The organism is Gammaproteobacteria bacterium (genome assembly GCA_035279405.1).
Classification (GTDB): domain Bacteria; phylum Pseudomonadota; class Gammaproteobacteria; order Natronospirales; family REEB76; genus REEB76.
The window spans coordinates 11,958-34,447 of record DATEHU010000034.1 but is presented as its reverse complement, the minus strand read 5'-3'; the positions used below and the strand labels follow the sequence as shown (position 1 = coordinate 34,447).

The following is a 22,490-nucleotide window of genomic DNA, read 5'->3' as shown; positions in this document are numbered from 1 at the left end:
GAGCATCCGTTTAATATCGCGCCTTTGCCTGCATCCCGCCTTAAGGGCACCTTCTGCCGGAACCACGCCATGAAAAGAACCTATCAGCCCAGCAACCTGCACCGGAAACGCACTCATGGTTTTCGTGCACGCATGGCCACCAAACGCGGCCGTCAGGTGCTGAGCGCCCGTCGCGCCAAAGGCCGGGCCAGTCTCTGCCCGTAGACCCAGCGAGTGCCGGGTTTCCGGTCGCGGCGCGGCTGCGGACCCCGGCGGAATTCAGCCGGGTGTTCAAGCACGGGTGGTTTACCAGCGACGGGTGTTTCCGCGTCTATGTGCATCCCAACCGACTGATAGCCCGGTTGGGAATCAGCGTAGCGCGCGCGGCGATAGTGAGTGCCGTGACCCGCAACCGCATCAAGCGCCAGATCCGGGCCAGCTTTCGTACGCGACGCGTTATGCTCCCGGCGGTCGACATTGTGGTGCAGGTCAAAGCGCGGGCTTCCGGTGTCAGCAAACCGGAAATTCGCGCCAGTTTGGAATGGCATTGGCAGGAATTGACAAAACGATGCGCAACGTCCTGATCCTTGTTATCCGCGGATACCGCTATTTCGTGAGCCCGCTGCTTGGCCGCCACTGCCGTTTTGAACCTTCCTGTTCCGCGTACGCTCTCGAGGCGATCCAGCGTTTCGGCGCGCTGCGCGGCAGCGGGCTGGCGGTCTGGCGGTTGCTGCGCTGCCACCCATTGCATCCCGGTGGATACGATCCGGTGCCGGAATTAAAGCATCGTCATGGATAATCGCCGGTTGTTCCTGTTTGCGGCTCTGATACTGGTGGCGTTCCTGCTCTATCAGGCCTGGATGCAGGACTACGGACCGAAACCGCCGCCGTCGGGAGCGCCCACCGCTGCGGCTACGACTGCACCGTCGGCCGCGACTGCAGCGCTTCCCCAGATCCCTGCCGCCCCTGGCTCAGCGCCAGCCGCCGCTACCCATGCGGTCACGAGCGCTGTCGCACCGGCGCGGGGAGTCCGCGCTCAGACTGCCGGCGAGCCGATCGAAGTGCGCACCGATCTGCTTGCCGTGACCATCAATACCGCCGGGGGCGAGTTGCAGCAGGCGGAGTTGCTCGCCTATCCGCAGGAGCTGCATCAGCCGGCACGCGTCAAGGTGCTGGATCCCGATCCTGCCAATCTGCTCGTGGCGCAGTCCGGGTTACAGACCCATTCCGGTCCGGCCGCGCCCGGCGATGCGGCCCTGTACACGGCCAGCCGCACGAGTTACACCCTCGCGCCCGGACAGAAAACCCTGGAGGTGGTGCTGAGCTGGGAAAGCCCCACCGGGCTCACGGTCGCTAAGACCTACACGTTCACGCGCGGCAGTTACCAGATCGATCTGCGCTACGCGGTTCACAACGGCTCCGCACAGCCTTGGAGCGGCGCGGCGTACGCGCAGTTTGCGAGCCGCTACAACATCAATCTGCCGCAAGGCCTGTTTGCCAGCATGTTCAGTATGCATCGTTACGATTACCAGCGCATGGCGCTGGATGGCAGCGGCGGCTATCAGCAATTCGAATTCAAGGACCTGGCCGACAAGCCTGTGAACCTCACCAGCCCCGATGGCTGGACCGCCGTAGTCACGCATTATTTTTTGAGTGCGGTGATTCCCGGCGAACACAACGCCAGCAATCTGTACTACACGCAGTCACTCGGTGACGAGCGTTATCTGGTGGGCACCATCGGCAGCCTCAAAACTGTGGCGCCCGGCACGAGCGCGAGCTTCAGCGACCGGTTTTACCTTGGCCCCAAGCTGCAAAACTTGCTGCCGAAAGTAGCGCCGGGTCTGCAACTCACGGTGGATTACGGCAAATTCACCATCATCGCCGAGCCGCTGTTCAAGCTCCTGAACTTCCTGCATGGTCTGGTGGGCAACTGGGGCTGGGCCATCATTCTGCTCACGGTGCTGGTCAAACTGGTGTTTTTCCCGCTCAATCACGTGGCGTTCCGCTCCATGGCCAAGATGCGCGCCGTGCAACCGCGCCTCAAGGCGCTGCAGGAGCGCTACAAGGACGACAAGCAGAAGCTCGCGCAGGCGCAGATGGAGTTCTACAAGAAAGAAAAGATAAACCCGCTGGGCGGCTGTCTGCCGATGATCATCCAGTTCCCGATTTTCTTTGCCTTGTACTACGTGCTGGTGTACAGCGTGGAGCTGCGCCAACAGCCATGGGTTCTGTGGATCCACGATCTCTCGGCACCGGATCCGTATTTCATCCTGCCGATTATCTACGGCCTGGCGTATTTCCTGCAGGCGCACGTGCAGCCGCAGATCACCGCCGACAAGATGCAACAGCGGCTGTTCAAATTCATGCCCTTGATCTTCGTGGCGTTTTACGCGGTCTTCCCCTCGGGTCTGGTGCTGTATTACCTGCCGAATTCGATCCTCACTATTGCGCAGCAATGGTGGATCAACCGCGCGTATGACGCCGAAGGCAAGCGTCACCAGAAGGACAAGGCGCTCAAAGGCAAGAAATAGCCCGCGCTTTCAGGCTTGCAGGCTGGTTTCAATGCGCACTTCCGATTCCAGCGTCCGGTGCACGGGGCATTTGTCCGCGATTTCCACCAGACGCTGACGCTGCTCTGCGCTCAAGGCGCCCTGCAATTCGATGCTGCGCGTGAAGCGGTCAATCTTGCCCTGTTTGGTTTCGCAGTCGGCGCAGTCCTGCGCGTGTATCTTGGAATGCGTGAGACGTACGCGTACGCCCTCCAGCGGCCACTGTTTGCGGTCCGCGTACATGCGCAGGGTGATGGCGGTGCAGGCACCGAGCGCGGCGCAGAGGTAGCCATAGGGCGAAGGCCCGCTGTCCGTGCCGCCCACATCCCGTGGCTCGTCAGCCACCAACATGTGCGCACCGGCGTAAAGTTCGGTGTGATAACGGTCGCGCTGGATGCTGGCCACTACTTCACCTTCGGCGGCCGGGCTCACGGCCGGCTGCAGACCGAGTTCGCCCAGGTATTTGCTGGCCCAGGCCGCGAGCAGCAGGCCCACATATTCCGAATCCTCGCGCCGCGACAGCAGGTGATCGGCGCCGGACAGCGACACGAAGCTCTTGGGGTGCAGTGCTGCGGCGAATATCAGGCCGGCGTTGCTGATGTCCACGAGCGCGTCGGTGGGCGAGTGGAAAATCAGCAGCGGCTTGCGCAGCTTGCGGATGTTCTCCTGCCAATGCTGATTCTTGAGGCCGTCGAGAAACGCCTTCTTGAAATGCAGCTTGCGGCCCGCGAGCAGCACGTCGGCCTCGCCCTGCTGTTCGATGACCTGGCGCGCCGCACCCAACAGATTGGCCACGTGCTCGGGATTGGCCGGCGCGGCCACCGTAGCCACGGCGATGCAGCTGGGAATCCGGTGTGCGGCTTCCAGCACCGCAATGCCGCCGAGCGAATGCCCGACCAGGATCTTGGGCGCCTGGTAATTCTGTTCCAGGAATTGCGCCGCCTGAAGCAGATCGGAGACGTTGCTGCTGAGCGTGGTGTCGGCGAAGTCGCCGGCACTTTGGCCGAGGCCGGTGAAGTCGAAGCGCAGCACTGCGATGCCCCGGGTGCAGAGCGCCCGGCAGATGTCCACCGCGGCGCGCACATCCTTGCCGCAGGTGAAACAGTGGGCGTAGAGCGCCCAGGCACGCGGCGCGCCGTACGCGGGCAGTTCCAGGCGACCGGCCAGCATCTGACCGGCGACGTTGGGGAAGGCAACGGCTTGAACCGACATGATTTTCTCCTTCTGGGACGCAGCCGCCATTGCGCGCGGACTTAAACTGATTCTCCCATGAAAGATAGCGTGCCGCCCGCGACCGACACCATCGTCGCCATCGCCACGCCGCCGGGCCGCGGCGGTGTCGGCATCGTGCGCGCATCCGGTCCGGCAGTGCGTGCGATTGCCGCGACGCTCTTTGGCAGCCTGCCCGCGCCCCGGCGTGCGGAATTCAAACATTTTGCCGACAGCCGCGGCGGGGAACTGGACAGCGGCCTGGCGCTGTTCTTCCCCGCACCACATTCCTTCACCGGCGAAGATGTACTGGAGCTGCACGCGCACGGCGGGCCGGTAGTGCTGGCACTGCTGCTCACACGCGTGTGCGAGCTGGGCGCGCGCCTTGCGCGACCCGGTGAATTTTCCCAGCGTGCCTTTCTGAACGACAAGCTGGATTTGGTGCAGGCTGAGGCAATTGCCGACCTCATCGACAGCAGCAGTGAACAGGCGGCGCGCGCTGCGTTGCGTTCCTTGCGCGGCGAATTTTCCGCACGCGTGCTCGCATTGGTGGAGGCGCTGATCGAGTTGCGCAGTTACGTGGAAGCCGCGCTGGATTTCCCCGACGAGGAACTGGATTTCCTGGGTGACGGCAAAGTCGCGGAACATTTGCGCGACATCCGCGCGCGTCTGGATGCGGTGCTGGGCGCCGCCAATCAAGGCAGCCTGCTGCGTGAAGGCTTGACGGTAGTCATTGCCGGCCGGCCGAATGCCGGCAAATCCAGTCTGTTGAATCGTCTGGCCGGCCACGCGGCCGCGATCGTCACGGAAATTCCCGGCACCACCCGCGACCTGCTGCGCGAGCATATTCATCTGGACGGCTTGCCGCTGCACGTGATTGACACCGCCGGCCTGCGTGAGAGCGGCGATGCGGTCGAGCAGGAAGGCGTGCGCCGTGCCTGGGAGGCGATTGACTCGGCCGACCGCGTGCTGCTGGTGGTGGACGATACGCTGGGCTTGACCGCCGAGGATCGGCGGATTCTGGAACGCCTGCCGGGGAAACTGCCGGTGACCGTGATCCACAACAAGATTGATCTCAGCGGCCGGGCGCCGCAGTGCGTTGACCAGGATCGGCCGGCGCGGGTTGCATTGTCAGCCAAAACCGGCGCAGGACTGGACTTGTTGCGCGAGCATCTCAAGCAGGCCGTGGGCTTTGCGTCGGGCAGCGAAGATGGGTTTATCGCGCGCCGCCGGCATGTGGATGCTCTCGAGCGTGCGCACCATCATATGCAGCTTGCCGGGCAGCGACTGTCGGAGCGCGCTGGCGAATTGCTGGCGGAAGAACTGCGGCTGGCTCAGCAAGCGCTCGGCGAAATCACCGGCGAGTTCACCAGTGAGGATTTGCTCGGCCGGATCTTTTCGAGTTTTTGTATCGGCAAATAAGCCCGTCGCTCACGGCGTGAATGGTTGCAGGCGGAGCGGACCGGTCTGGGGATGCCAAACGGAGTTCTGGATTGACTGCGGCGTGGGAGCGCTGAGCAACGGCCGCCGGTGATAATGGCGGAAATGAGAGCGCTCGCATTGCCAGCAGACCGGCACTACGTAGGCGAGCTCTTGTGTGTCCGGCGCTGACACCGGGGCGGGCGCCGGCTGGCTTTGCTCCCAAGCGAGATTCTGCTCGTATTGCAGTTGCGCCTGTTGATCGAGAACGTTCTGGTACCACTGGTTGATGCTGGCAATCCACGCTTGATCGGCCGCTTCGGCCTGCGGATCCGGCGGCGGGGCCTTGGCGAGCGTCATGCTGGTCACACCGGGCTGCGTTGCGGCCGGAGCTGTGTCGCTGTAATGCGCCACGCCCTGGCCGTCCACCCATTTGTAGATGTGCGTATTTCCGGCCACGGCGGTACCCGCAAACAGCATCGTCGCTGCGGCCATCCACACACTGGCGCTCAACTTGCCCATGACCCAGACCCTCAGGCCTCGGATTCAGTATAGACCCGCGCCGCAGGCGCTGGGCTGCATGAAAAACAGTTAATCCGGCTTCAGCCCAGCACCTTTTCGCGTCGGTACAGCCAGACCGCGAGCCAGGCGAGCAGCACGCCAAGGATCAGCGTGCTTAGTACCGAGACCACAGTGAAACCGGCGTCGAGCGCGGCGCCTTTCATGAGCGCCGTCGCCAGCACATCCTGGCTCAGGGCCGGAACGAACATCATCCAGATTGTCGGTTCGGTGGGGAACAGGAACAGTGCGAATACCGGAATCATCGGCAGGATGAAAATGAACGACAACCAGGTCTGGGCTTCCTTGTAACTGCGGGTGAACGACGCCACCACCGTAAGCAGCGCCGCGATCAGCAGGCAGAACGGTAGCATGACGAGGAAAATCGCCAACGCCGTGTGTCCGCCGAAGTTCACTACGATGTTGAGTTTGGCCGCGGGAATCAGCCCCTGGCTCCAAGACAGGGCCACGACGTCCAGGCCGAGCGACACCGCCGAGAACAGCGTGACCGCGGCGAGCTTGCCTGCGATCAAGGCGGCGCGCGGCACTGCCGTGGTAAGCAAGGGCTCAAGCGAGCCACGTTCGCGCTCGCCGGCGGTGGCGTCTATCGCCAGATAGAAGGCGCCGATGACGGCGGCAAACAGAAAGAAGTAGGGGATGAAGGCCAGCAGCATCCCGGCGCGCGCTTCCGGCGTGGACACATCCACGGTCTCGACCGCGAGCGGCGTAGCGGCGCGCGGGTCCACGCCGCGTGCCAACAGGCGCAAGACGCTGATTTCACGGCCGTAGCCCTGGAGCAATTCGCGTGCGCGGCTGACATTTTTCTGCGCCGACTGTTTCGCCTGATCCATCACCAGTTGCAGCGTCGCTGGTTGGCCGGCGGTGAACTCGGCACTGTAGTCCTCGGGAATCACCAGCACCACGTCCGCTTTGCCGTCCTTCACCGCCTGGCGCGGATCCGCCGGGGCCGGTTCGATCTCGGTGTTGTGCTGCTGCAGATACTCGATCAGATGGGGGGCGTACTCGGCACCGGCCACCGGCAGTTTGAGCGGTTGATTGAGGTTGGCGATCTGCTGGTTCACGGCCACATTCATGATGGCCACGTAGAAGATCGGCCCGAACAGCGGCCCGAATACCAGTACCGTCAGCAGCGTGCGCCGGTCGCGCAGATTGTCCACGACTTCCTTGCGGAACACGGTCCAGAGTTTGCGCATCATGCGGAGGCTCCGCTTTCGCCCACGGCTTTGACGAAGGCTTCTTCGAGATCCGTTTCGCCCGTCTGGCGGCGGATGTCCTCGGGCGTGCCCTGGGCGACGATGCGGCCGTGCGCGATGATCACGATGGCGTCGCACAATTGCGCGACTTCCTGCATCACGTGGCTGGAGAACAGCACGCAGTGGCCCTGGTCGCGCAGCCGCCGGATGGTGGCGCGCAGCGCACGCGTGGCCATCACGTCCAGGCCGTTGGTGGGCTCATCCAGCGCCAGGTTCCTGGGCTTGTGCACCAGGGCGCGCGCCAGCGCCACCTTGATGCGCTGCCCCTGGGAAAAGCCTTTGGCCGGGCGCTCGGCAAACTCCCGCATTTCGAGCAGCTCCACCAGCTCGTCAATGCGGGCGTCCAGCATGCGGCCGGCGAGGCCGTTGAGTTCGCCGTAGTAGCGGATGTTCTCGCGTGCCGTGAGCCGCGGATACAGGCCGCTGGCATGCGGCAGCACGCCGAGCTTGAGGCGTGCGGCCAAAGGCGCGTCGCGCACGTCGCTGCCGTCCACGCGCACCGTACCCGCGTCCGGCTTGAGCACGGTGGACAGAATGCGCAGCGTGGTGGATTTGCCGGCGCCGTTCGGGCCGAGCAGTCCGGTGATGCGGCTATCGGCCACGCGGAAGCTCACGCCGTTCACGGCCTGCACCGCACCGAAGCGCTTGTGGATGTCCTCGACTTCGATCATGGTCCGGGCCCGGTGAAACTGGTAAAGAACGGAAACGGTTTGATTTTCCCGACGCAGGCGCTATCCAGGTTTTTCACCGACGCCTGTTGCACGAAATCGGCCATGAGCTGCGGCACGCAGCCGCGCCAGGCATTGCCATGTCCCTGGCCCGGGACCACCAGCGACAGGCTGTTCGACAGGGTCTGGGCCGCGTGCGCGGCATTCGCGGGCGGGGTAATGGGATCGTCGGCACCGGAGAGCAACAGTACCGGCTGATTCGATACCACAGGCTTTTTGAAGTCCGGCTCCATCACCCCGCGTGGCCAATGCTTACAGCTTTCGCTGAGCAGCGTGAGCGGCGCGGCGCCAAGATAGGTATCGGCCGCCGCCTTCTGTGCGGCATCGCCTGCGGGATAGAACGGCACGTCTTCGGTGCACAGCACCGCGGCGTGCATGCCCACGGCCACGGCGCCGCTCAACTGTCCGCTCAGGTATTGGGCGTTGGCCAGCAGCGGCGTGTAATCGTGGGTCACAGAGGCTTGGTGAATCAGCAGCGGCAAGAGCGCCGCGGTGTCGCTCAGATAGCTCAGCAACTGTACGGCGCCGGCCGCGGTTTCCCAGTTCAGCGTCTGGGTGAGCGGCGCGCCGGTCAACGGGTCGCGCAAACTCACGCTCACCGGGCTTTGCTTGAGCTCGTGCTCGAGTTGCATGAATGTCGCGGGCAGGTCGGGAAACGCCTGATGACAGGCGCTCTCGGCCGCGCACCGCTGAAAGATTTTATCCAGGGCCTGCTGCGCCGCCTGCGGAGCCGTTTCCCCGACGTTCCAGTCGGGCGGCACCACGCCGTCCAGGATTACGCTGCGCACGTGTTGCGGATATTCCCGCAGATATTCCAGCGCCACGCGCGTACCGTAGGAAATGCCGTATAGATTGATTTCCGTGTAGCCTAGTGCGGCACGTACGGCGTCCAGATCCTTAACCGCAACGGTGGTCGTGTAGTAACGCGGATCGCCTGGCAACTGTTTGAGGCAGGTTTCGGTCTGGCGCTGAATTTCAGCCGGCGAGGGTGACGCCACGGTATTCGGGCCGGACGGGCAGTCGAGCGCATTGGACTGGCCGGTGCCGCGCTGGTCCACGAGCACGATGGCGCGGCTCGCGCGGATGCGCTCGAAGGCCGCGGCTTCCTGCACGTAGGCCTGAGTCGAGGCTTCGCCCGGCCCGCCGGCTATGAAGAACAACGGGTCCGGCGCCGGATCGCCGGTGCGTGCCTTGAGCACGGCGATGTGCAAGTGGATTTGTTTGCCGGCGGGCTTGGCCCGGTCTTCAGGCACCGTGAGCGTGGTGCACTGCGCCTGCATGTGCAGCGCCGAATCCGGCATGCCGATCTGGCAGGGTGTGAAGCCCGGATGCGCTGTGACCAGCGCCGGGCTGCTCCAGGCCCGAGTGGTTATGACCATGAGCAACAGGACCAGTGCGTACACCACTTTCAGCTTGTTCATTGTGGTTCTGGCCCCGCGATTCCAGCCGGCATCTTCTGCAAATCGGAGCAACAATTCCAGGGGCGGTTCTGCGGATGCCGTAATCGGCCGACGGTGTGGGTTTGGTTGGTGCGCATGAAAACGCTAGAATTCGCGCTCATTTATGAGGCTGGCCTGTGGATTTTCCCAAGCAATTCGACGTAATCGTGGTGGGCGGCGGCCATGCCGGCACCGAAGCGGCACTCGCCGCGGCGCGCATGGGCTGCGCCACGCTGCTGCTTACCCACAATGTCGAAACGCTCGGCCAGATGAGCTGCAATCCGGCCATCGGCGGCATCGGCAAGGGGCATCTCGCCAAGGAAATTGACGCGCTCGGCGGCGCCATGGCGCGCGCTACCGACACGGCCGGCATCCAGTTCCGCATCCTGAACGCGAGCAAAGGCCCGGCGGTGCGCGCCACGCGCGCCCAAGCGGACCGCGTTTTGTACAGACAAGCCATCCGCAGTCTTATCGAAAATCAACCGAATCTGGTGCTGTTCCAACAAGCCTGCGATGACTTGATCGTAGAGGGCGAACGCGTCACTGGCGTGGTCACGCAGATGGGTCTGCGTTTTCTTGCGCCCACCGTGGTGCTCACGGTGGGGACATTCTTGGGCGGACGCATTCATGTCGGGTTGTCCAATTACGAAGGCGGGCGCGCCGGCGATCCGCCGGCCAATCGGCTCGCCAAGCGCCTGCGCGAGCTGCCGTTCCGCGTGGGGCGGCTCAAGACCGGCACGCCGCCGCGCATTGACGGTCGCAGCATCAACTATGCAGGTCTGGCCGTGCAGGCGGGCGACGAGCCGACGCCGGTATTTTCTTTCATGGCCACCCGTGCCGAACATCCGCGCCAAGTGGTCTGTCACATCACCCACACCAATGCGCGTACCCACGAGATCATCCGTGCGGGCCTCGATCGCTCACCCATGTACACCGGGGTCATCGAGGGCGTGGGGCCGCGCTATTGCCCGTCGGTGGAGGACAAGGTGATGCGCTTCGCCGACAAGGACCACCACCAGATTTTCATCGAGCCCGAAGGCCTCGATACTCACGAGGTGTATCCCAACGGCATTTCCACGAGTCTGCCCTTCGACGTGCAGTACGCGCTGGTGCGCTCGATCGCGGGCTTTGAAAACGCACATGTCACCCGGCCGGGTTACGCCATCGAGTACGACTATTTCGATCCGCGCGATCTCAAGTACACGCTGGAAACCAAATATATCAACGGCCTGTACTTTGCCGGCCAGATCAATGGCACCACCGGCTACGAGGAAGCGGCGGCGCAGGGTCTGCTCGCCGGAATCAACGCCGCGTTGCAGGTGCAGGAGCGTGAGCCATGGTGGCCGGGACGCGAGCAGGCCTATCTCGGAGTGCTGGTGGACGATCTCATCACTCGCGGCGCGCCCGAGCCTTACCGCATGTTCACCAGCCGCGCCGAGCACCGTCTGATGCTGCGCGAGGACAACGCCGATCTGCGCCTGACGGACATTGGCCGCAAGCTGGGACTGGTGGATGAGGTGCGCTGGGCAAGATTCTCGGAAAAGCGTGAGGCCATCGAACGCGAAACCACGCGCCTGCAAGGCATTGTGCTGCACCCCGCCGACATCGCCGAGGATGATGCGACTGCAATGTTCGGTGGGCCGCTGGCACGCGAGACCCACGCGCTGGAATTGCTGCGTCGGCCGGAAATGAATTACGCCAAACTCACCTCACTCGCGCCCGTGGGCGACGCCAATGTCGCAGCGGAAGTGGCGGAGCAGGTGGAGATTTCCGTGCGTTACGCCGGCTACATCGTGCGCCAGCAGCAAGAAGTGGCGCGCGCGCGCCGCCAGGAAGAAACGCCGCTGGCGGTGGACTTCGATTTCAACGCGGTGCACGGACTGTCGAATGAAGTGCGTCAGAAACTCACTCAGGTCCGGCCGCAGACCCTCGGCCAGGCGGCACGCATCCCGGGCGTCACGCCGGCGGCGATTTCGATTCTCCTGGTGCACCTCAAAAAGCGCAGCGCGAAACTGCGCAAGAGCGCCTGATACACAGTCGGAACGCACGCACAACATGAAACTCATTGACCGCGCGCTGGTGGCGCAATTGCATGACCAAGCGCTCGCCTCATCGCGCTTGCGCACGCATCACAATCTGCACGCCACGCACGCGGAACCCATTCATCGCATGTGCATGGCGATGGAGCCAGGCACCTACATCCGGCCGCACCGCCATCCCGACAAGTGGGAACTGCTGCTGATCGTCTGTGGGGAAATGCTGGTGCTCACCTTCGATGAGGTGGGTAAGGTGTTGACTCGCACGCTGCTCTCGGCCGGCGGGCAAACCTATGGCGTGGAAAGCCCGGCCGGCACCTGGCACGCGGTCGCGACCCTCGCGCCCTCGACCGTGGTGTTCGAGTGCAAGGCCGGACCCTATGTCCCGACACCGGAGCAGGATTTTGCCGCCTGGGCGCCGCCCGAAGGCCACGCGCGTGCGGCAGAATTCGAGCGCTGGTACAAAACCGCGCAACCCGGCGACCGGCCGGCGGCTTTCCCCTGATGCCCGCCCGCCTCAAGAGGCGCCGCTGCCCCTGGCCGGGGATGGAAAACGATCCGCTGTATCGCGCCTACCATGACATGGAATGGGGCGTGCCGGTCCACGATGAGCGCCGCTGGTTCGAGTTCCTGATACTGGAAGGCGCGCAGGCGGGCCTGAGCTGGGCCACGATTCTGCACAAGCGCGCAAATTACCGCAAGGCTTTCGCCAGGTTCGATCCCAAAAAAGTCGCACGCTTCAGCGCGCGCGATGTGCGGCGGTTGCTGCACGATGCCGGCATCGTGCGTAACCGGCTGAAGATCAACGCCGCGATCATCAATGCGCGCGCGTTTCTCGCGGTACAAAAAGAATTCGGCAGTTTCGATCGTTACATCTGGCGGTTCGTGAACGGCAAGCCGCGGCGCAACCGCCGCCGCGGTCAGGTGCCGGCGCGCACGCGGATCTCCAATGCCATGAGCCGGGACCTGAAAGATCGCGGCTTCAAGTTCGTGGGCAGCACCATCTGCTATGCGTTCATGCAGGCGACCGGCCTGGTGGACGACCACCTGACCGGATGCTTCCGTCACGGCGCGCGCCGCTGAGCGGAGCGCGCTCGTGGCGCACGCTATAATCGCCGCCTCCTTCACGCCGGCCTGATTCGAACGCGCCATGTCCGCGGCCCTGATGGTGATCATCGTTCTGCTGGGCGGCATCGCGGCCGGCGCACTCGGCTCGATTACCGGGCTCGGCGGTGGCATGGTGATCGTGCCTTTGTTGACACTCGGCTTCCACCTGCCCATTCCGCAAGCCGTGGGGGTTAGCCTGCTGGGTGTCATTGCTACCTCGACCGGGGCGGCACCGCGCTTCGTCGGCACCGGCATGAACAACGTGCGCGCCGGCCTGTTCCTGCAAATGGCCGCGTCGTCCGGTGCGCTGCTGGGTGCCTATGCCGCGCACCTGTTGCCGACTCCAGTGTTGTTCATCGTGTTTGGCCTGGTGCTGTTATTTGCCTGCGTCATGTCTTTCAAGTCCTCGCATAGTGACGAGACTGGCGCGCCGGCGAGTTCGCCGCTGGCGCTGAAACTGCGGCTCAACAGCAAATACGAGCAGCAGGGCGAATGGGTGCATTATCACGTGACCCGCGTGCTCCCGGGTTTCGGAGTGATGGTGGGCGCGGGGTTCCTCTCGGCGCTGCTCGGCATCGGCTCCGGGGCCTTCAAGGTGCTGGCCATGGACAAGCTCATGAAAATGCCGTTTCGCGTGTCTACCGCCACGTCCAATTTCATGATCGGCATGACCGCCGCCACCAGTGCCGGGTTCTATCTCACCCACGGCGATATATCGCCATTGCTTGGCGGTACGGTAGTACTGGGTGTGTTGGTCGGCTCCTACGCCGGGGCGCACTGGCTTGCCACCTTGCGCGTCAAGACGCTGCGGCACGTGTTCACCGTGGTGCTGCTGCTGGTGGCCTTGCAAATGCTGCTCAAGGGCTTGGGGGTGTCGCTGTGAGCGACCTCGCGCGCGAACGCCAGTTCCTGGCGCGGTTGATTCTGCGCACCAGCATCAGCCTGTGCCTGTTGCTGATCATCATCGGGCTCGCGATTTTCTTTGCGCGCGGCGGCATGCACCTGCCGGTCAATCCCAGCGGAAAATTTTCCGCAATCATCGGGCACGCGCTGCACACCGGTGCCGGTCTGCATGCCGGTGCTTTCCTGATTGCCGGCATTGTGGTGCTGCTGCTCACGCCCATCGCGCGGCTGTTGAGTGGCGTGGCCATGAGCGCGCGCGCGCGCGATGGTTTGTACGTGGCGATCGGCCTGATCGTGCTGGCCTTGCTCGTGGCGGGGTTGTTGATCGGCCAGGCGACGGCCTGACCCGGCGCGCGGCGCGCGATCTCAGGAGACGAGATTCGGTTTGTTGTCGACCGGCGCGGGACTGCGGCTTTTGATGAGCACGCTGGCGCAGTATCAGATGCAGTAGCCGGCCATACAGGCGTGCGGATTCTCGCGCTTTTCACTTATCGTCTTGCTACATAACTCCCCACCGCTGCGGTTCCAGCACGGACGGCAACGGGAGCGCGGGCCGTCTCATATTTTAACCGAGTGACATGCTGATTATGTTTGCGGTACAAGCATAGGCGCACTTTTTCGCTCGCGCCGCCTGCGGCTGTTCGACAGCTACAAAGGAGGGCGCGACATAACAGTGGGAGACAACCATGCCCGGTGTGCACCTGTTGACCCTGTGGTCCAGCTCGCCAACTCTGTCCATCATTGTATGGCTGGTGCTGCTGGTGATTGTTCTGTACGTAGCGCGCACGCCCGCGCACCGCTTTCTGCAGTCCTTGAGTCGCCTGCTGTATCGCAGCCTGCGGCTGATGGCTCAGGGGATGATGCGCGCCGAGATGCGGCTGACTGAGCGCAATCGTGAAGTCATGCTGGCGCAGGCGCGCGAACACCAAGTGCAGAAAGTGCAGCGCGAATTCGTGCGCGTCGCTACTTACGTCAATCGCGACCTGAGCGCTTACCCCGCGCTCAACCGCCAGTTGAGTGAGCTGGCGACGCGTGTGGAGGAGGACTTCCAGCGCTCCAGCGAGGTGCCACCCACGCCGCAGCCGTGGGTGGATGCCATCAATACCATCGCCCGGATTCCAGCGAGCAGCGATCCGGCGGTGAGCGCGATACTGAAAAGCACCCAGGAAGTTCTGGACCGCACCAGCAAGGACGTGACCAGTACCTACCGCAAGGCCACCGGCAAGCGCCACGAGCTGCTGCAGCACACGCTGCCGCTGTGGCGTTACATGAACCAGAAGCTGGAAGCCTTGGAAAAGATCTTTTCCGGATTCGGCGAACGTACCCAGAAGATTGACAATCAGATTGACCGCCTGGAGCAGATCCTGGCGGGTACCGACAAGGTGGAGGAGACGCTGAAATCCTCGGCGCTCACCCAGTTTGTGATCGCCGCACTGCTACTTGCAGTTACCGTCATCGGCGGCATCATCAATTTCAATCTCATTGCCATGCCCATGTCCGAGATGGTCGGCGGCGCGAGCTACATCGGGCCGTTCAGGGCCTCGAACGTGGCCGCTCTGATGCTGCTGGCCATGGAGCTCTCCACCGGCGTGTTCCTGATGGATGCCCTGCGGTTCACGCACCTGTTTCCGGTGATCGGCACCATGGATGACAAGATCCGCCGGCGCATCGTGGCGCTGATGCTGGTCTTTCTGCTGGTGCTCGCGGTCATCGAAGCGAGCCTGGGCTTCATGCGCAACATTCTCGCGGCCGACCGCGAGGCGCTCATCCAGCAGCTCGCCGGCGGCGCGGTGCCTGTGAGCGCGGCATTCCAGTACCGCTGGATGCCGTCGTTGGCGCAGATGGTGCTCGGCTTTATCCTGCCGTTCCTGCTCGCTTGGGCCGCGATCCCGCTGGAGATGTTCGTGCATTCGGGGCGCACGGTCGCAGGGCTGACGTTGGCTTCGCTGCTGCGGCTGGGGGCCTTCGGCCTGCGTCTTCTCGGCACCCTGCTGGACGCGTTGGGGCGGATTCTGGTGACGTTTTACGACACCTTGGTATCGCCCCTGCTGCTCGCGGAGCGCTGGATCCGAGGTCTGCGCGCCGGACGTGCGGCCGGCAAGCGTGCCGTCTGAGGGCTTCGCCGTGCGCCGTCTGCTGGTCCTGATGTCCGTGGTGGTGTTGCTGGTATCCGCCGCGGCCTGCAGTGAGGTAGGTGGGAGACATGCGCGCGATGTTTACGTGCTGCTGGACGTGTCCGGCAGCTACAACGCAAAACTCGATGCCGCCAACCCCGCGATCAACTACCTGCTGGCCACGCTGGTAAGCGGTGACACACTCACAGTGGCGCGCATCAACAGTGGCAGTTTCACCGAGAAGGACATCATTGGCAAAGTGACCTTCGACGACCGGCCCTCGGTGGCGAACGAGCAGAAGCGCGCCTTTCGCCAGCGGTTGGATCAGTTCTTCCGCGATCGGCACGCGAGCGGCTATACCGACATCAGCGGTGCGATGCTGCAGGCCGCAGAGGATCTCCAGGCGAGTAACGCCGGCCGGCGCTACATCGTGATTTTTTCTGATCTCGCCGAGGACCTGCCGCACGGCTATGTGCGCAAGACGCGCTTGCCGCTTGCCGGCGTGCAGGTGATCGCGCTGGAGGTCGCGAAGTTGCCGACCGATAACGTTAATCCGCAGCAGTACGTGGACCGGCTGGCCCACTGGCAGAAGCTCGTAACCCGTTATGGAGGCATTTGGCAGGTGCTGAACGACCCCGCCAACCTCAGCAAAGTGTTCAACGATTAAGCTTGCATTTTCGCCGGGGCGGCACCTGGCGTTTGCTGGTTTACGGTGACATACCTTTGAGGGGGAATGCCGCTGTCGCTGGCTTTGTCAGCTGAGGAGTTTCGGCTTGTCATCGTCCTGTGCGATCTGCGCTTCCCGGCTCCTGATGATCACCAGCACGTAGTAGCAGATGTAATAGCCGGCCAGCAGAAAATACAGCCCCACCGTCATCGGGCTGTGCTGGTAGGCGGCAAAGGGATTTGACTGCAGCTGCGGATTTTGTACGGCTTGCTGCACGGCGTGGTGCGCCAGCGAATAGATCACAATGAAGCGGTAAATCAGGCGGCCAAGAAACAGCGCCACCACGATCATGCCGATGTAACCGTTAGGTGTGTAAAAGCGCCCGTCAGCGGTGCTTCCGAATTTGGTATGCGCGAGCGCCCACAAACCCAGGGCGATGCCGATCACCGCGCCGCCGGCCGCTGCGGCATCACTCTGCAGGCTGCGGAACGGAGAAGCCAGCACCACCACGCATATGATGGCCAGCACCACGATGCGGAGAATCATGCGTTTCGGACGCAGCTTTTGGCGACCAAGGTTGCGCCGGAAGCGCCGATACAGGATGAACAATATTGCGGCCGCAATCAGCAGCGTGAAACCGATATTGGAAGCGTCCAAGTGCATGGTGGTCCTATTGGTGCGGCGCGCACTCTAGCATGCGCGCGGATGTTCAGGTACGCGGCAGCGCGAGCTTCGCCATCACCATATCGGCAAGCGCGCGGATGTGCGCCGGCCGGTCGTTGAGCGCCGGAATGTAACGCAGCTCGCGCCCGCCCGCGGCGCGGAAGGATTGCGCGTAGCGCAACTCGATTTCCTCCAGCGTCTCGAGGCAGTCGGCTGCGAATCCCGGACAAATCACGTCCACGGTCGTGACGCCCTGGGCGGCGAGCTTTTTGAGCGTGTCTTCGGTATACGGTTCAAGCCAGTGCGCGCGGCCAAACCGCGACTGGAACACCAGTTGCCATTGATCCGGGGCGAGCTGCAGACGCCCGGCTAGAAATTGCGCGGTCCGCTCGCACTGCGCGCGGTAGGGATCCCCGCGGCCCGTCATGTGCACCGGGATACCGTGAAAGGAAATCAGGAGTTTTTCGCCGCGACCGTGCGACTCCCAAAATTCACGTACGCTGCCCTCCAGCGCCGCGAGGTAACCGGGGTGGGCGTAATAATCCTGAATGACATCCAGCGGCTTGCCGGCAAGGCGCGTGAACACGGCCATGGTGGAGCCGAGCGTGGCGCGTGAATATTGCGGGTAGAGCGGCAGTGCGACGATGCGCGCAACTCCAGCGGTTCCGAGCTCGGCGTGCGCATCGGCCAGCGAAGGCCGGCCATAGCGCATGCCGAGCGCGAGCGGCATCTCTGCTCCCGTGCGCGTGGCCAGCTCTCGCTTAAGCGCCGCGGCAATGGCCCGGCTGTGGACAAGGAGCGGCGAACCCGCGTCGGTCCAGATGCGCGCGTAGGCTTCGGCGGAATGCTTCGGCCGCGTGCGCAGTACCAGGCCATGCAGGATCGGCCACCACAGCAGGCGTGGCAGGTCCACCACGCAGGGATCCGAGAGAAATTCCCCGAGATAGCGCCGCAGAGCCGCCGGCGTGGGGGCGTCGGGCGTTCCCAGATTGGCGAGCAGCACGCCGGTGGCGACCCCGTTCGGGGGCGGTGAACGCGTTGGCATGACCTTGGGCATGCGCTATCTTACGGGGCCGCCCTACTGCTGGGAATGCGCAAACCAGCGCACGTTTCACGCGCGTTCCACCTGGCCGCAACTTGCGCGTACCACGAGCGACGGCGTAGGTTAACCGGCGTGGGCGTTTGGGGTCCGCACACTCAACCAAAACCAGGGAGCACATCCATGTCCATGCTCAAGGATTTCCAGGCTTTTGTGATGCGCGGCAATGTCGTGGACATGGCCGTCGGCATCGTCATCGGCGCGGCTTTCGGCGCCATCGTCAAGTCGCTGGTGGACGACGTGATCATGCCCCCCATCGGTCTGGCGCTCGGCAACGTGGACTTCTCCAACCTGTTCGTCGTGCTCAAGGACGGCGCCAAGTCGGCAGCGCCCTACGCCACCATCGCGCAGGCGCATGCGGCCGGCGCGGTCACGCTCAACTACGGCCAGTTCATCAACACCATCATCACATTCATCATCATTGCGATCGCCATGTTCATCGTCATCAAGGCGATGATGGGTGCGCAGAGCCGGCTGGTGAAACCGGCGGTTGCAGCGCCGACCACCAAGGAATGCCCGCAGTGCTGCTCCACTATCAACATCAAGGCCAAACGCTGCCCGAATTGCACGTCGAACATTTGACTTGATTCGCAGTTGAACGCCCGCCATACGTTTGGGCGACAGCAGCGGCTGTCCGCCGGGCTATTCCTTGCCGCTAGGGGTTGAAAACCTGAGTTTCCCGGTCTGGCGTGCAATCATCCGGCGCAGCCGGTCGAGTTGCTGCTGCAAGTTCCGGTAAGCGCTGTCGTCCAATGCGCCATAACCCGCCAGTTTGAGCGCGTGAATTCCTGCAATTCCACCGCGGCGAATTCCAGATGGGTGCCGATGCTCCAGCGTACCGACAGCGGCTGCGCGCGCTGGTGTAGATTGAGACCGGTACTCATGGCGAGTATTTCGGCGCGCAATGTGTCGATGAAAGCCTGCAGTTCCGTGCGCTCGCCGGCCGCAAGATCCGCGGGCAGCGGCTGAAACAGCGGCGTATTCTCCTGCAACAGCTGCTCGATGGTTTCCAGATGATGATTGGTTTCCGAAAGCACGCTCAACAGGTAGCGTTTCTGGCCGGCGTTGAGTTCGCGTATCGCTTGCATACGCCGCTTGCCGCACGGCCCATCAGGGGGTGCGGCAGCGCACCGGCCAGGAGATCAGATGCCCGGAGGGAATGAGATCGCCCAGCGCCGCCAGTGCCTGTTCCACGACTTCCGGCGCGTCGAAAAACTCGACCACCAGCGGCAGTTTGACCGTGAGCCGCAGCAAATCCGCCGAGTGCACTTGACCCTTGGAGCCGAATCCCGCAATGCCGCGGAATACCGTAACTCCATGAACGCGGTGCTGATCGTGGAGTATCTTCATGATTTCGCCCAGCAGGTTATGCTTGCCGACGTGATCGGCTTCGCTCAGGTAAATGCGCACCAGCAGCATGTCTTTGTTCATGACCGCACCCCGAGTCAAAGACTGCGGCCAATGTAGGCTCCCATGAACGCCGCGGTCAACCCGAGCACCACAGACAATGCCACGTACAGTACGGCGCGCGCGGTTTCTCCGTTCTCGATCAGCAACAGTGACTCCATGGCGAAGGTGGAGAATGTCGTGAAACCGCCCAAACCGCCGGTGATGATCGCGGCGCGCATCGCCGGGCTGACATTCAGGCGCTCGAGGGTGGCGAAGAACAGAAATCCAACGAGCAAGCAGCCCAGCACGTTGATCACGAGCGTGGCCAGTGGGAAGTCGCGTCCGTAAACTGTCTGTACGGCCTGGGTCACGCCCAGCCGCGCGCAGCAGCCGATTGCCCCGCCCACCGCCACGGCCACGTAAGTCCACAGTACGGAATTCATGACGGACCGTCCTGGTCACGGTTGGATTGATCGGCTGTATCGCCGCGAACATTACTTGCTGGATTAAGATATACCTTGCGGCAGGCCATAAAAAAACTCCTCTGAACTCGTTCTGGGTCCAGTAGGAGTCATTAGCCTTTGAGGGCGGTTGGGGGCGAACTCCATCGCCGCGATTGCGGGACTAGTAGAGCATGACGAAATCGCGTGGTCAATCGGCTTGCCGCGCCGCTCGTCGGAGCGCTGACCGCGTGGGTCGAACCTTCCGGGAGGATTGGAGCTAACGCTCGAGAATCGCGGTCACGCCCATGCCGCCGCCGGTGCAAATCGAGATCAGCCCACGACCTTTGCCTTTCTGCGCGAGCAGTTTCGCGAGGCCCGCGAGGATGCGTCCGCCGGTGGCGCCGAAGGGATGGCCGAGCGCCACGCTGCCGCCCTTGATGTTCAACTTGCTGCGATCAATGGAGCCGAGCGGTTGATTGCGGCCGAGACGCGTGCGGCAATACTCCGCCGATTCCCAGGCCTTCAAAGTACAAATCACCTGGGCAGCGAAGGCTTCATGGATTTCGTAGAAATCGAAGTCCTGGAGTTTCAGGCCGGCCCCGTCCAGCATCTTGGGCACGGCGTAGGTGGGCGCCATCAGCAAGCCCTCGTGATACGGGCTCGCCATGCCGGCGAAATCCACGCCCGCGACCGCGAAATGCGTTAGAAACGCCTGCACCGGGAAGCCGTGTGCCTTGGCCCAATCTTCGCTGGCGAGCAGCACCGCGGAGGCGCCATCGGTGAGCGGCGTGGAATTGCCGGCCGTGAGCGTGCCGCCGCCGGTCTTGTCGAACGCAGGCTTCAACTTGGCGAGTTTTTCCAGCGTGGTGTCGGGGCGCACGTTGTTGTCGTGGTCAATGCCATTGAACGGCGTAACCAGATCCTTGTAGAAACCTTCCTTCCAGGCCGCCGCGGCTTTTATGTGGCTGGAATACGCGAGTTCGTCCTGTTCTTTTTGCGTCAATTTCCATTCTTTCGCCATCAGCTCGCAATGCTGGCCCATGCTCAAGTGGGTGCGCGCCTCGGTGACCGCGGGAAAATGCGGTTTGAGGTCGCGCAAGCGCCAGCGCGCCATGATTTTCAGTCGTTGCCCCAGAGTCCTGGCGCGATTGAGATCCAGCAGCAATTGCTGGTAATGGCGGCCGAACACGATGGGCACGTCGCTCGCGGAGTCCACGCCCGCGGCGATGGCGGATTCGAGTTCACCGACCGCGATGCGTGTGCCGAGTTCGACCGCGGTGGAAAGCGAGGTGCCGCAGGCGCGGTCCAGATTGTGGCCCGGTGTGTGCGGATGCAGGCCGCTCGACAGTACCGCCTCGCGCGTCAGGCTCCAGTCGCGCGCGTGTTTCATGACCGCGCCCGCGGCCACGTCGCCGAGGGTCTCGCCCTTGAGGTGGTACTTGTCCACCAGCGCCTTGAGCGCGGCGGTCAGCATTTCCTGGTTGCCAAGCCGCATGTAATTGGTGTTGATGCGGCAGAAGGGGATGCGCATTCCGCCCAGAATGGCGATGGGACGCGGAAGTTTGATCATGGCGGGCTCCTGAACGGGAATGGCGCGCGACGCGAGTTGCGCCGCGGCTTTGAATTTGCTGTGTTCTATGATGCCACAGCTGCGCCGCGCGGGCGCGAGTTCAGTGTGCTCTGCTCACGCGGTAAAGCACGACGCCGTGCGCAGGAACCTCGGCGGAAATCATGACGCGAGTCTCGGAAACCTGCTTGCTCCACAAGTCTTTGAGCCGGTAGCGGCCCGGTCGCAGGCCGATGGCCATGATATTCACGCTGACTTTTTTCGCCTGTTCACCCTTGTTGAACAAGGCCACTGCGTGGTCGCCGTCGGCGAGCGGCCGCGACAGGATGTCCACCTTGCCAATTTGCTTCACAATCGATGCCTGGCGCCCGAGTGGATCCTGATCAATGGCGATCACGTCCCGATTCGACAGGATGGCAAGGGCAGCGGGCGAAAGTTTGGCGACGGCGGTGCTGATCAAAAGCGGCGAGGCCATCATGGCCCACAGACTGAACTGGGACTGTTGCTCGGTGAGGCTCATGCCGGGGTTGCCGACTTCCAGCATGTCGGCATCGTTCCAGCCGCCCGGGAACGCGTACTGCGCGAGCCCCACGTTGCCCTCGTAGTTCGCGACCACGCTTTTCCAGGCGTTGTAGATGTCGTCATCGGTGCGCCACAAATTGCACACCGAACCGATCCAGCTCATGACCTCGGCGAATTCCCGGGGTTTGCCGAACATATAGGCCGGCGGCGAACAACTGAACACGATGTCGCGCCCGGATTTCAACAGCGCCGCGCTCACTTCGCCATACACGAGATGTGCGACCTCGGAGAAATTCTTGCCGGGATATTTGTCGTCCGGCGCATAGCAGTAATCCAGTTTCAGGTAATCCACGCCCCAGGAGGCAAAGGTCTTCACGTCCTGCTCGATATGGCCGTACATGCCCGGCGCTTTCTGGCAAGTCATGTAGCCCGCGTCCTCGTAGATGCCGAACTTGAGTCCTTTCGAGTGGATGTAATCGCCCAGCCACCGCATGCCGTGGGGAAAGAGTTTCGGGTCGGCCACCAGATTGCCGGCGGCGTCGCGGTGCTTTTCCATCCAGCAGTCGTCAATGTTGACGTAGCGGTAACCGAGCTCCGCCAGACCGGTGCTCAACAGCGCGTTCGCGGTGTCCACGAACAGCTGTTCGTTGAGTTTGCATTCATAGTGCGCCCAGTTGTTGAAGCCCATGGGCGGCGTGAGCGCAAGACCGTTGTACGAGAGTGCGGGACGCGCTGCGCCGGCCGCGTACGCACCGCCGCACATGGCGAGGCCGGACAGAAAACAGGCCAGCATGAGAATGACCCGGGTGAGGGTGCGCATGGTGA

25 protein-coding genes and 1 riboswitch are annotated in these 22,490 nt (G+C 63.1%); of the genes, 13 read left to right on the top strand and 12 right to left on the bottom strand.

Translation table 11 applies throughout. The features are described from left to right. Positions 1-69: 69 nt before the first annotated feature. From rpmH to yidC, 4 genes are read left to right on the top strand one after another with little or no spacing between them, the layout of a single operon-like run. Positions 70-204 (top strand): 50S ribosomal protein L34, encoded by a 135-nt coding sequence (rpmH, locus tag VJR90_08025; protein ID HKV97416.1) that lies wholly within the window; start codon positions 70-72, stop codon positions 202-204. Further along, positions 195-563 carry a ribonuclease P protein component gene (gene rnpA, locus VJR90_08020; protein HKV97415.1) on the top strand — a complete coding sequence of 123 codons (369 nt, stop codon included), beginning with the start codon at positions 195-197 and terminating at the stop codon, positions 561-563. The genes rpmH and rnpA overlap by 10 nt, the downstream gene beginning before the upstream one ends. Continuing rightward, positions 548-778 (top strand): membrane protein insertion efficiency factor YidD, encoded by a 231-nt coding sequence (gene yidD / locus VJR90_08015; protein HKV97414.1) that lies wholly within the window; start codon positions 548-550, stop codon positions 776-778. The genes rnpA and yidD overlap by 16 nt, the downstream gene beginning before the upstream one ends. Beyond that, the gene (gene yidC / locus VJR90_08010; GenBank protein ID HKV97413.1) at positions 771-2,510 is read left to right on the top strand and encodes a membrane protein insertase YidC; all 1,740 of its coding nucleotides are present in this window, start codon (positions 771-773) and stop codon (positions 2,508-2,510) included. The genes yidD and yidC overlap by 8 nt, the downstream gene beginning before the upstream one ends. A 9-nt stretch (positions 2,511-2,519) precedes the next feature. Here yidC and VJR90_08005 read toward each other — a convergent pair whose 3' ends face one another. Next, positions 2,520-3,740, bottom strand: a complete 1,221-nt coding sequence (locus tag VJR90_08005; GenBank protein ID HKV97412.1) for an alpha/beta fold hydrolase — start codon at positions 3,738-3,740, stop codon at positions 2,520-2,522. 57 nt (positions 3,741-3,797) lie between these two features. On the opposite strand from VJR90_08005, the gene mnmE reads away from it, so the two are divergent. Beyond that, entirely contained in the window at positions 3,798-5,159 is a 1,362-nt protein-coding gene (gene mnmE / locus VJR90_08000; GenBank protein ID HKV97411.1) for a tRNA uridine-5-carboxymethylaminomethyl(34) synthesis GTPase MnmE, read from the top strand. 9 nt (positions 5,160-5,168) lie between these two features. Here mnmE and VJR90_07995 read toward each other — a convergent pair whose 3' ends face one another. The 4 genes from VJR90_07995 to VJR90_07980 form a co-directional block, all read right to left on the bottom strand. Beyond that, a complete protein-coding gene (locus tag VJR90_07995; GenBank protein HKV97410.1) occupies positions 5,169-5,678 on the bottom strand; it encodes a DUF4124 domain-containing protein in 510 nt (169 codons plus the stop codon). A gap of 80 nt (positions 5,679-5,758) precedes the next feature. Continuing rightward, a complete protein-coding gene (locus tag VJR90_07990) occupies positions 5,759-6,931 on the bottom strand; it encodes an ABC transporter permease (GenBank protein HKV97409.1) in 1,173 nt (390 codons plus the stop codon). Then, on the bottom strand, positions 6,928-7,659 hold the full coding sequence (locus tag VJR90_07985; GenBank protein HKV97408.1) for an ATP-binding cassette domain-containing protein: 732 nt from the start codon (positions 7,657-7,659) through the stop codon (positions 6,928-6,930). Before VJR90_07985 ends, VJR90_07990 begins: the two co-directional genes overlap by 4 nt. Then, on the bottom strand, positions 7,656-9,137 hold the full coding sequence (locus VJR90_07980; protein HKV97407.1) for an alpha/beta hydrolase: 1,482 nt from the start codon (positions 9,135-9,137) through the stop codon (positions 7,656-7,658). Before VJR90_07980 ends, VJR90_07985 begins: the two co-directional genes overlap by 4 nt. A 155-nt stretch (positions 9,138-9,292) precedes the next feature. Between VJR90_07980 and mnmG the strand changes: the two genes are divergently transcribed. The 7 genes from mnmG (at position 9,293) to VJR90_07945 (ending at position 15,982) form a co-directional block, all read left to right on the top strand. Beyond that, positions 9,293-11,185: a tRNA uridine-5-carboxymethylaminomethyl(34) synthesis enzyme MnmG gene (gene mnmG, locus VJR90_07975; GenBank protein HKV97406.1), complete on the top strand. Its 1,893-nt coding sequence runs from the start codon at positions 9,293-9,295 to the stop codon at positions 11,183-11,185. 25 nt (positions 11,186-11,210) lie between these two features. Then, complete coding sequence (locus VJR90_07970; GenBank protein ID HKV97405.1) at positions 11,211-11,696, top strand: WbuC family cupin fold metalloprotein; 486 nt, start codon at positions 11,211-11,213, stop codon at positions 11,694-11,696. Beyond that, positions 11,696-12,274: a DNA-3-methyladenine glycosylase I gene (locus VJR90_07965; protein ID HKV97404.1), complete on the top strand. Its 579-nt coding sequence runs from the start codon at positions 11,696-11,698 to the stop codon at positions 12,272-12,274. Before VJR90_07970 ends, VJR90_07965 begins: the two co-directional genes overlap by 1 nt. Positions 12,275-12,341: 67 nt before the next feature. After that, positions 12,342-13,181 (top strand): sulfite exporter TauE/SafE family protein, encoded by an 840-nt coding sequence (locus tag VJR90_07960; GenBank protein ID HKV97403.1) that lies wholly within the window; start codon positions 12,342-12,344, stop codon positions 13,179-13,181. Beyond that, entirely contained in the window at positions 13,178-13,546 is a 369-nt protein-coding gene (locus VJR90_07955; GenBank protein HKV97402.1) for a DUF1634 domain-containing protein, read from the top strand. The genes VJR90_07960 and VJR90_07955 overlap by 4 nt, the downstream gene beginning before the upstream one ends. Positions 13,547-13,887: 341 nt before the next feature. Beyond that, positions 13,888-15,315: a hypothetical protein gene (locus VJR90_07950; protein HKV97401.1), complete on the top strand. Its 1,428-nt coding sequence runs from the start codon at positions 13,888-13,890 to the stop codon at positions 15,313-15,315. Between the two features lie 10 nt (positions 15,316-15,325). Next, complete coding sequence (locus tag VJR90_07945) at positions 15,326-15,982, top strand: vWA domain-containing protein (GenBank protein HKV97400.1); 657 nt, start codon at positions 15,326-15,328, stop codon at positions 15,980-15,982. Positions 15,983-16,069: 87 nt separating this feature from the next. On the opposite strand, the gene VJR90_07940 is transcribed toward VJR90_07945, so the two are convergent. Further along, positions 16,070-16,645 (bottom strand): DUF1453 domain-containing protein, encoded by a 576-nt coding sequence (locus VJR90_07940; protein HKV97399.1) that lies wholly within the window; start codon positions 16,643-16,645, stop codon positions 16,070-16,072. A 46-nt stretch (positions 16,646-16,691) separates the two neighbouring features. Next, entirely contained in the window at positions 16,692-17,690 is a 999-nt protein-coding gene (hemH, locus tag VJR90_07935) for a ferrochelatase (protein ID HKV97398.1), read from the bottom strand. Positions 17,691-17,873: 183 nt separating this feature from the next. Here hemH and mscL point away from each other — a divergent pair, with 183 nt between their 5' ends. Beyond that, positions 17,874-18,326 carry a large conductance mechanosensitive channel protein MscL gene (mscL, locus tag VJR90_07930; GenBank protein HKV97397.1) on the top strand — a complete coding sequence of 151 codons (453 nt, stop codon included), beginning with the start codon at positions 17,874-17,876 and terminating at the stop codon, positions 18,324-18,326. A 113-nt stretch (positions 18,327-18,439) separates the two neighbouring features. Here the strand turns inward: mscL and VJR90_07925 are convergent, their stop codons facing one another. The 5 genes from VJR90_07925 to VJR90_07905 form a co-directional block, all read right to left on the bottom strand. Beyond that, positions 18,440-18,832: a hypothetical protein gene (locus tag VJR90_07925; GenBank protein HKV97396.1), complete on the bottom strand. Its 393-nt coding sequence runs from the start codon at positions 18,830-18,832 to the stop codon at positions 18,440-18,442. 22 nt (positions 18,833-18,854) lie between these two features. After that, complete coding sequence (locus VJR90_07920; protein HKV97395.1) at positions 18,855-19,175, bottom strand: DUF190 domain-containing protein; 321 nt, start codon at positions 19,173-19,175, stop codon at positions 18,855-18,857. A 14-nt stretch (positions 19,176-19,189) separates the two neighbouring features. Next, positions 19,190-19,576 (bottom strand): fluoride efflux transporter CrcB, encoded by a 387-nt coding sequence (crcB, locus tag VJR90_07915; protein HKV97394.1) that lies wholly within the window; start codon positions 19,574-19,576, stop codon positions 19,190-19,192. A gap of 115 nt (positions 19,577-19,691) precedes the next feature. Continuing rightward, positions 19,692-19,754: riboswitch (Fluoride riboswitch) on the bottom strand. A 99-nt stretch (positions 19,755-19,853) separates the two neighbouring features. Next, the gene (locus tag VJR90_07910) at positions 19,854-21,146 is read right to left on the bottom strand and encodes an acetyl-CoA C-acetyltransferase (GenBank protein HKV97393.1); all 1,293 of its coding nucleotides are present in this window, start codon (positions 21,144-21,146) and stop codon (positions 19,854-19,856) included. Positions 21,147-21,246: 100 nt separating this feature from the next. Continuing rightward, the gene (locus tag VJR90_07905; GenBank protein ID HKV97392.1) at positions 21,247-22,485 is read right to left on the bottom strand and encodes a glycoside hydrolase family 27 protein; all 1,239 of its coding nucleotides are present in this window, start codon (positions 22,483-22,485) and stop codon (positions 21,247-21,249) included. Between the last annotated feature and the right edge of the window lie 5 nt (positions 22,486-22,490).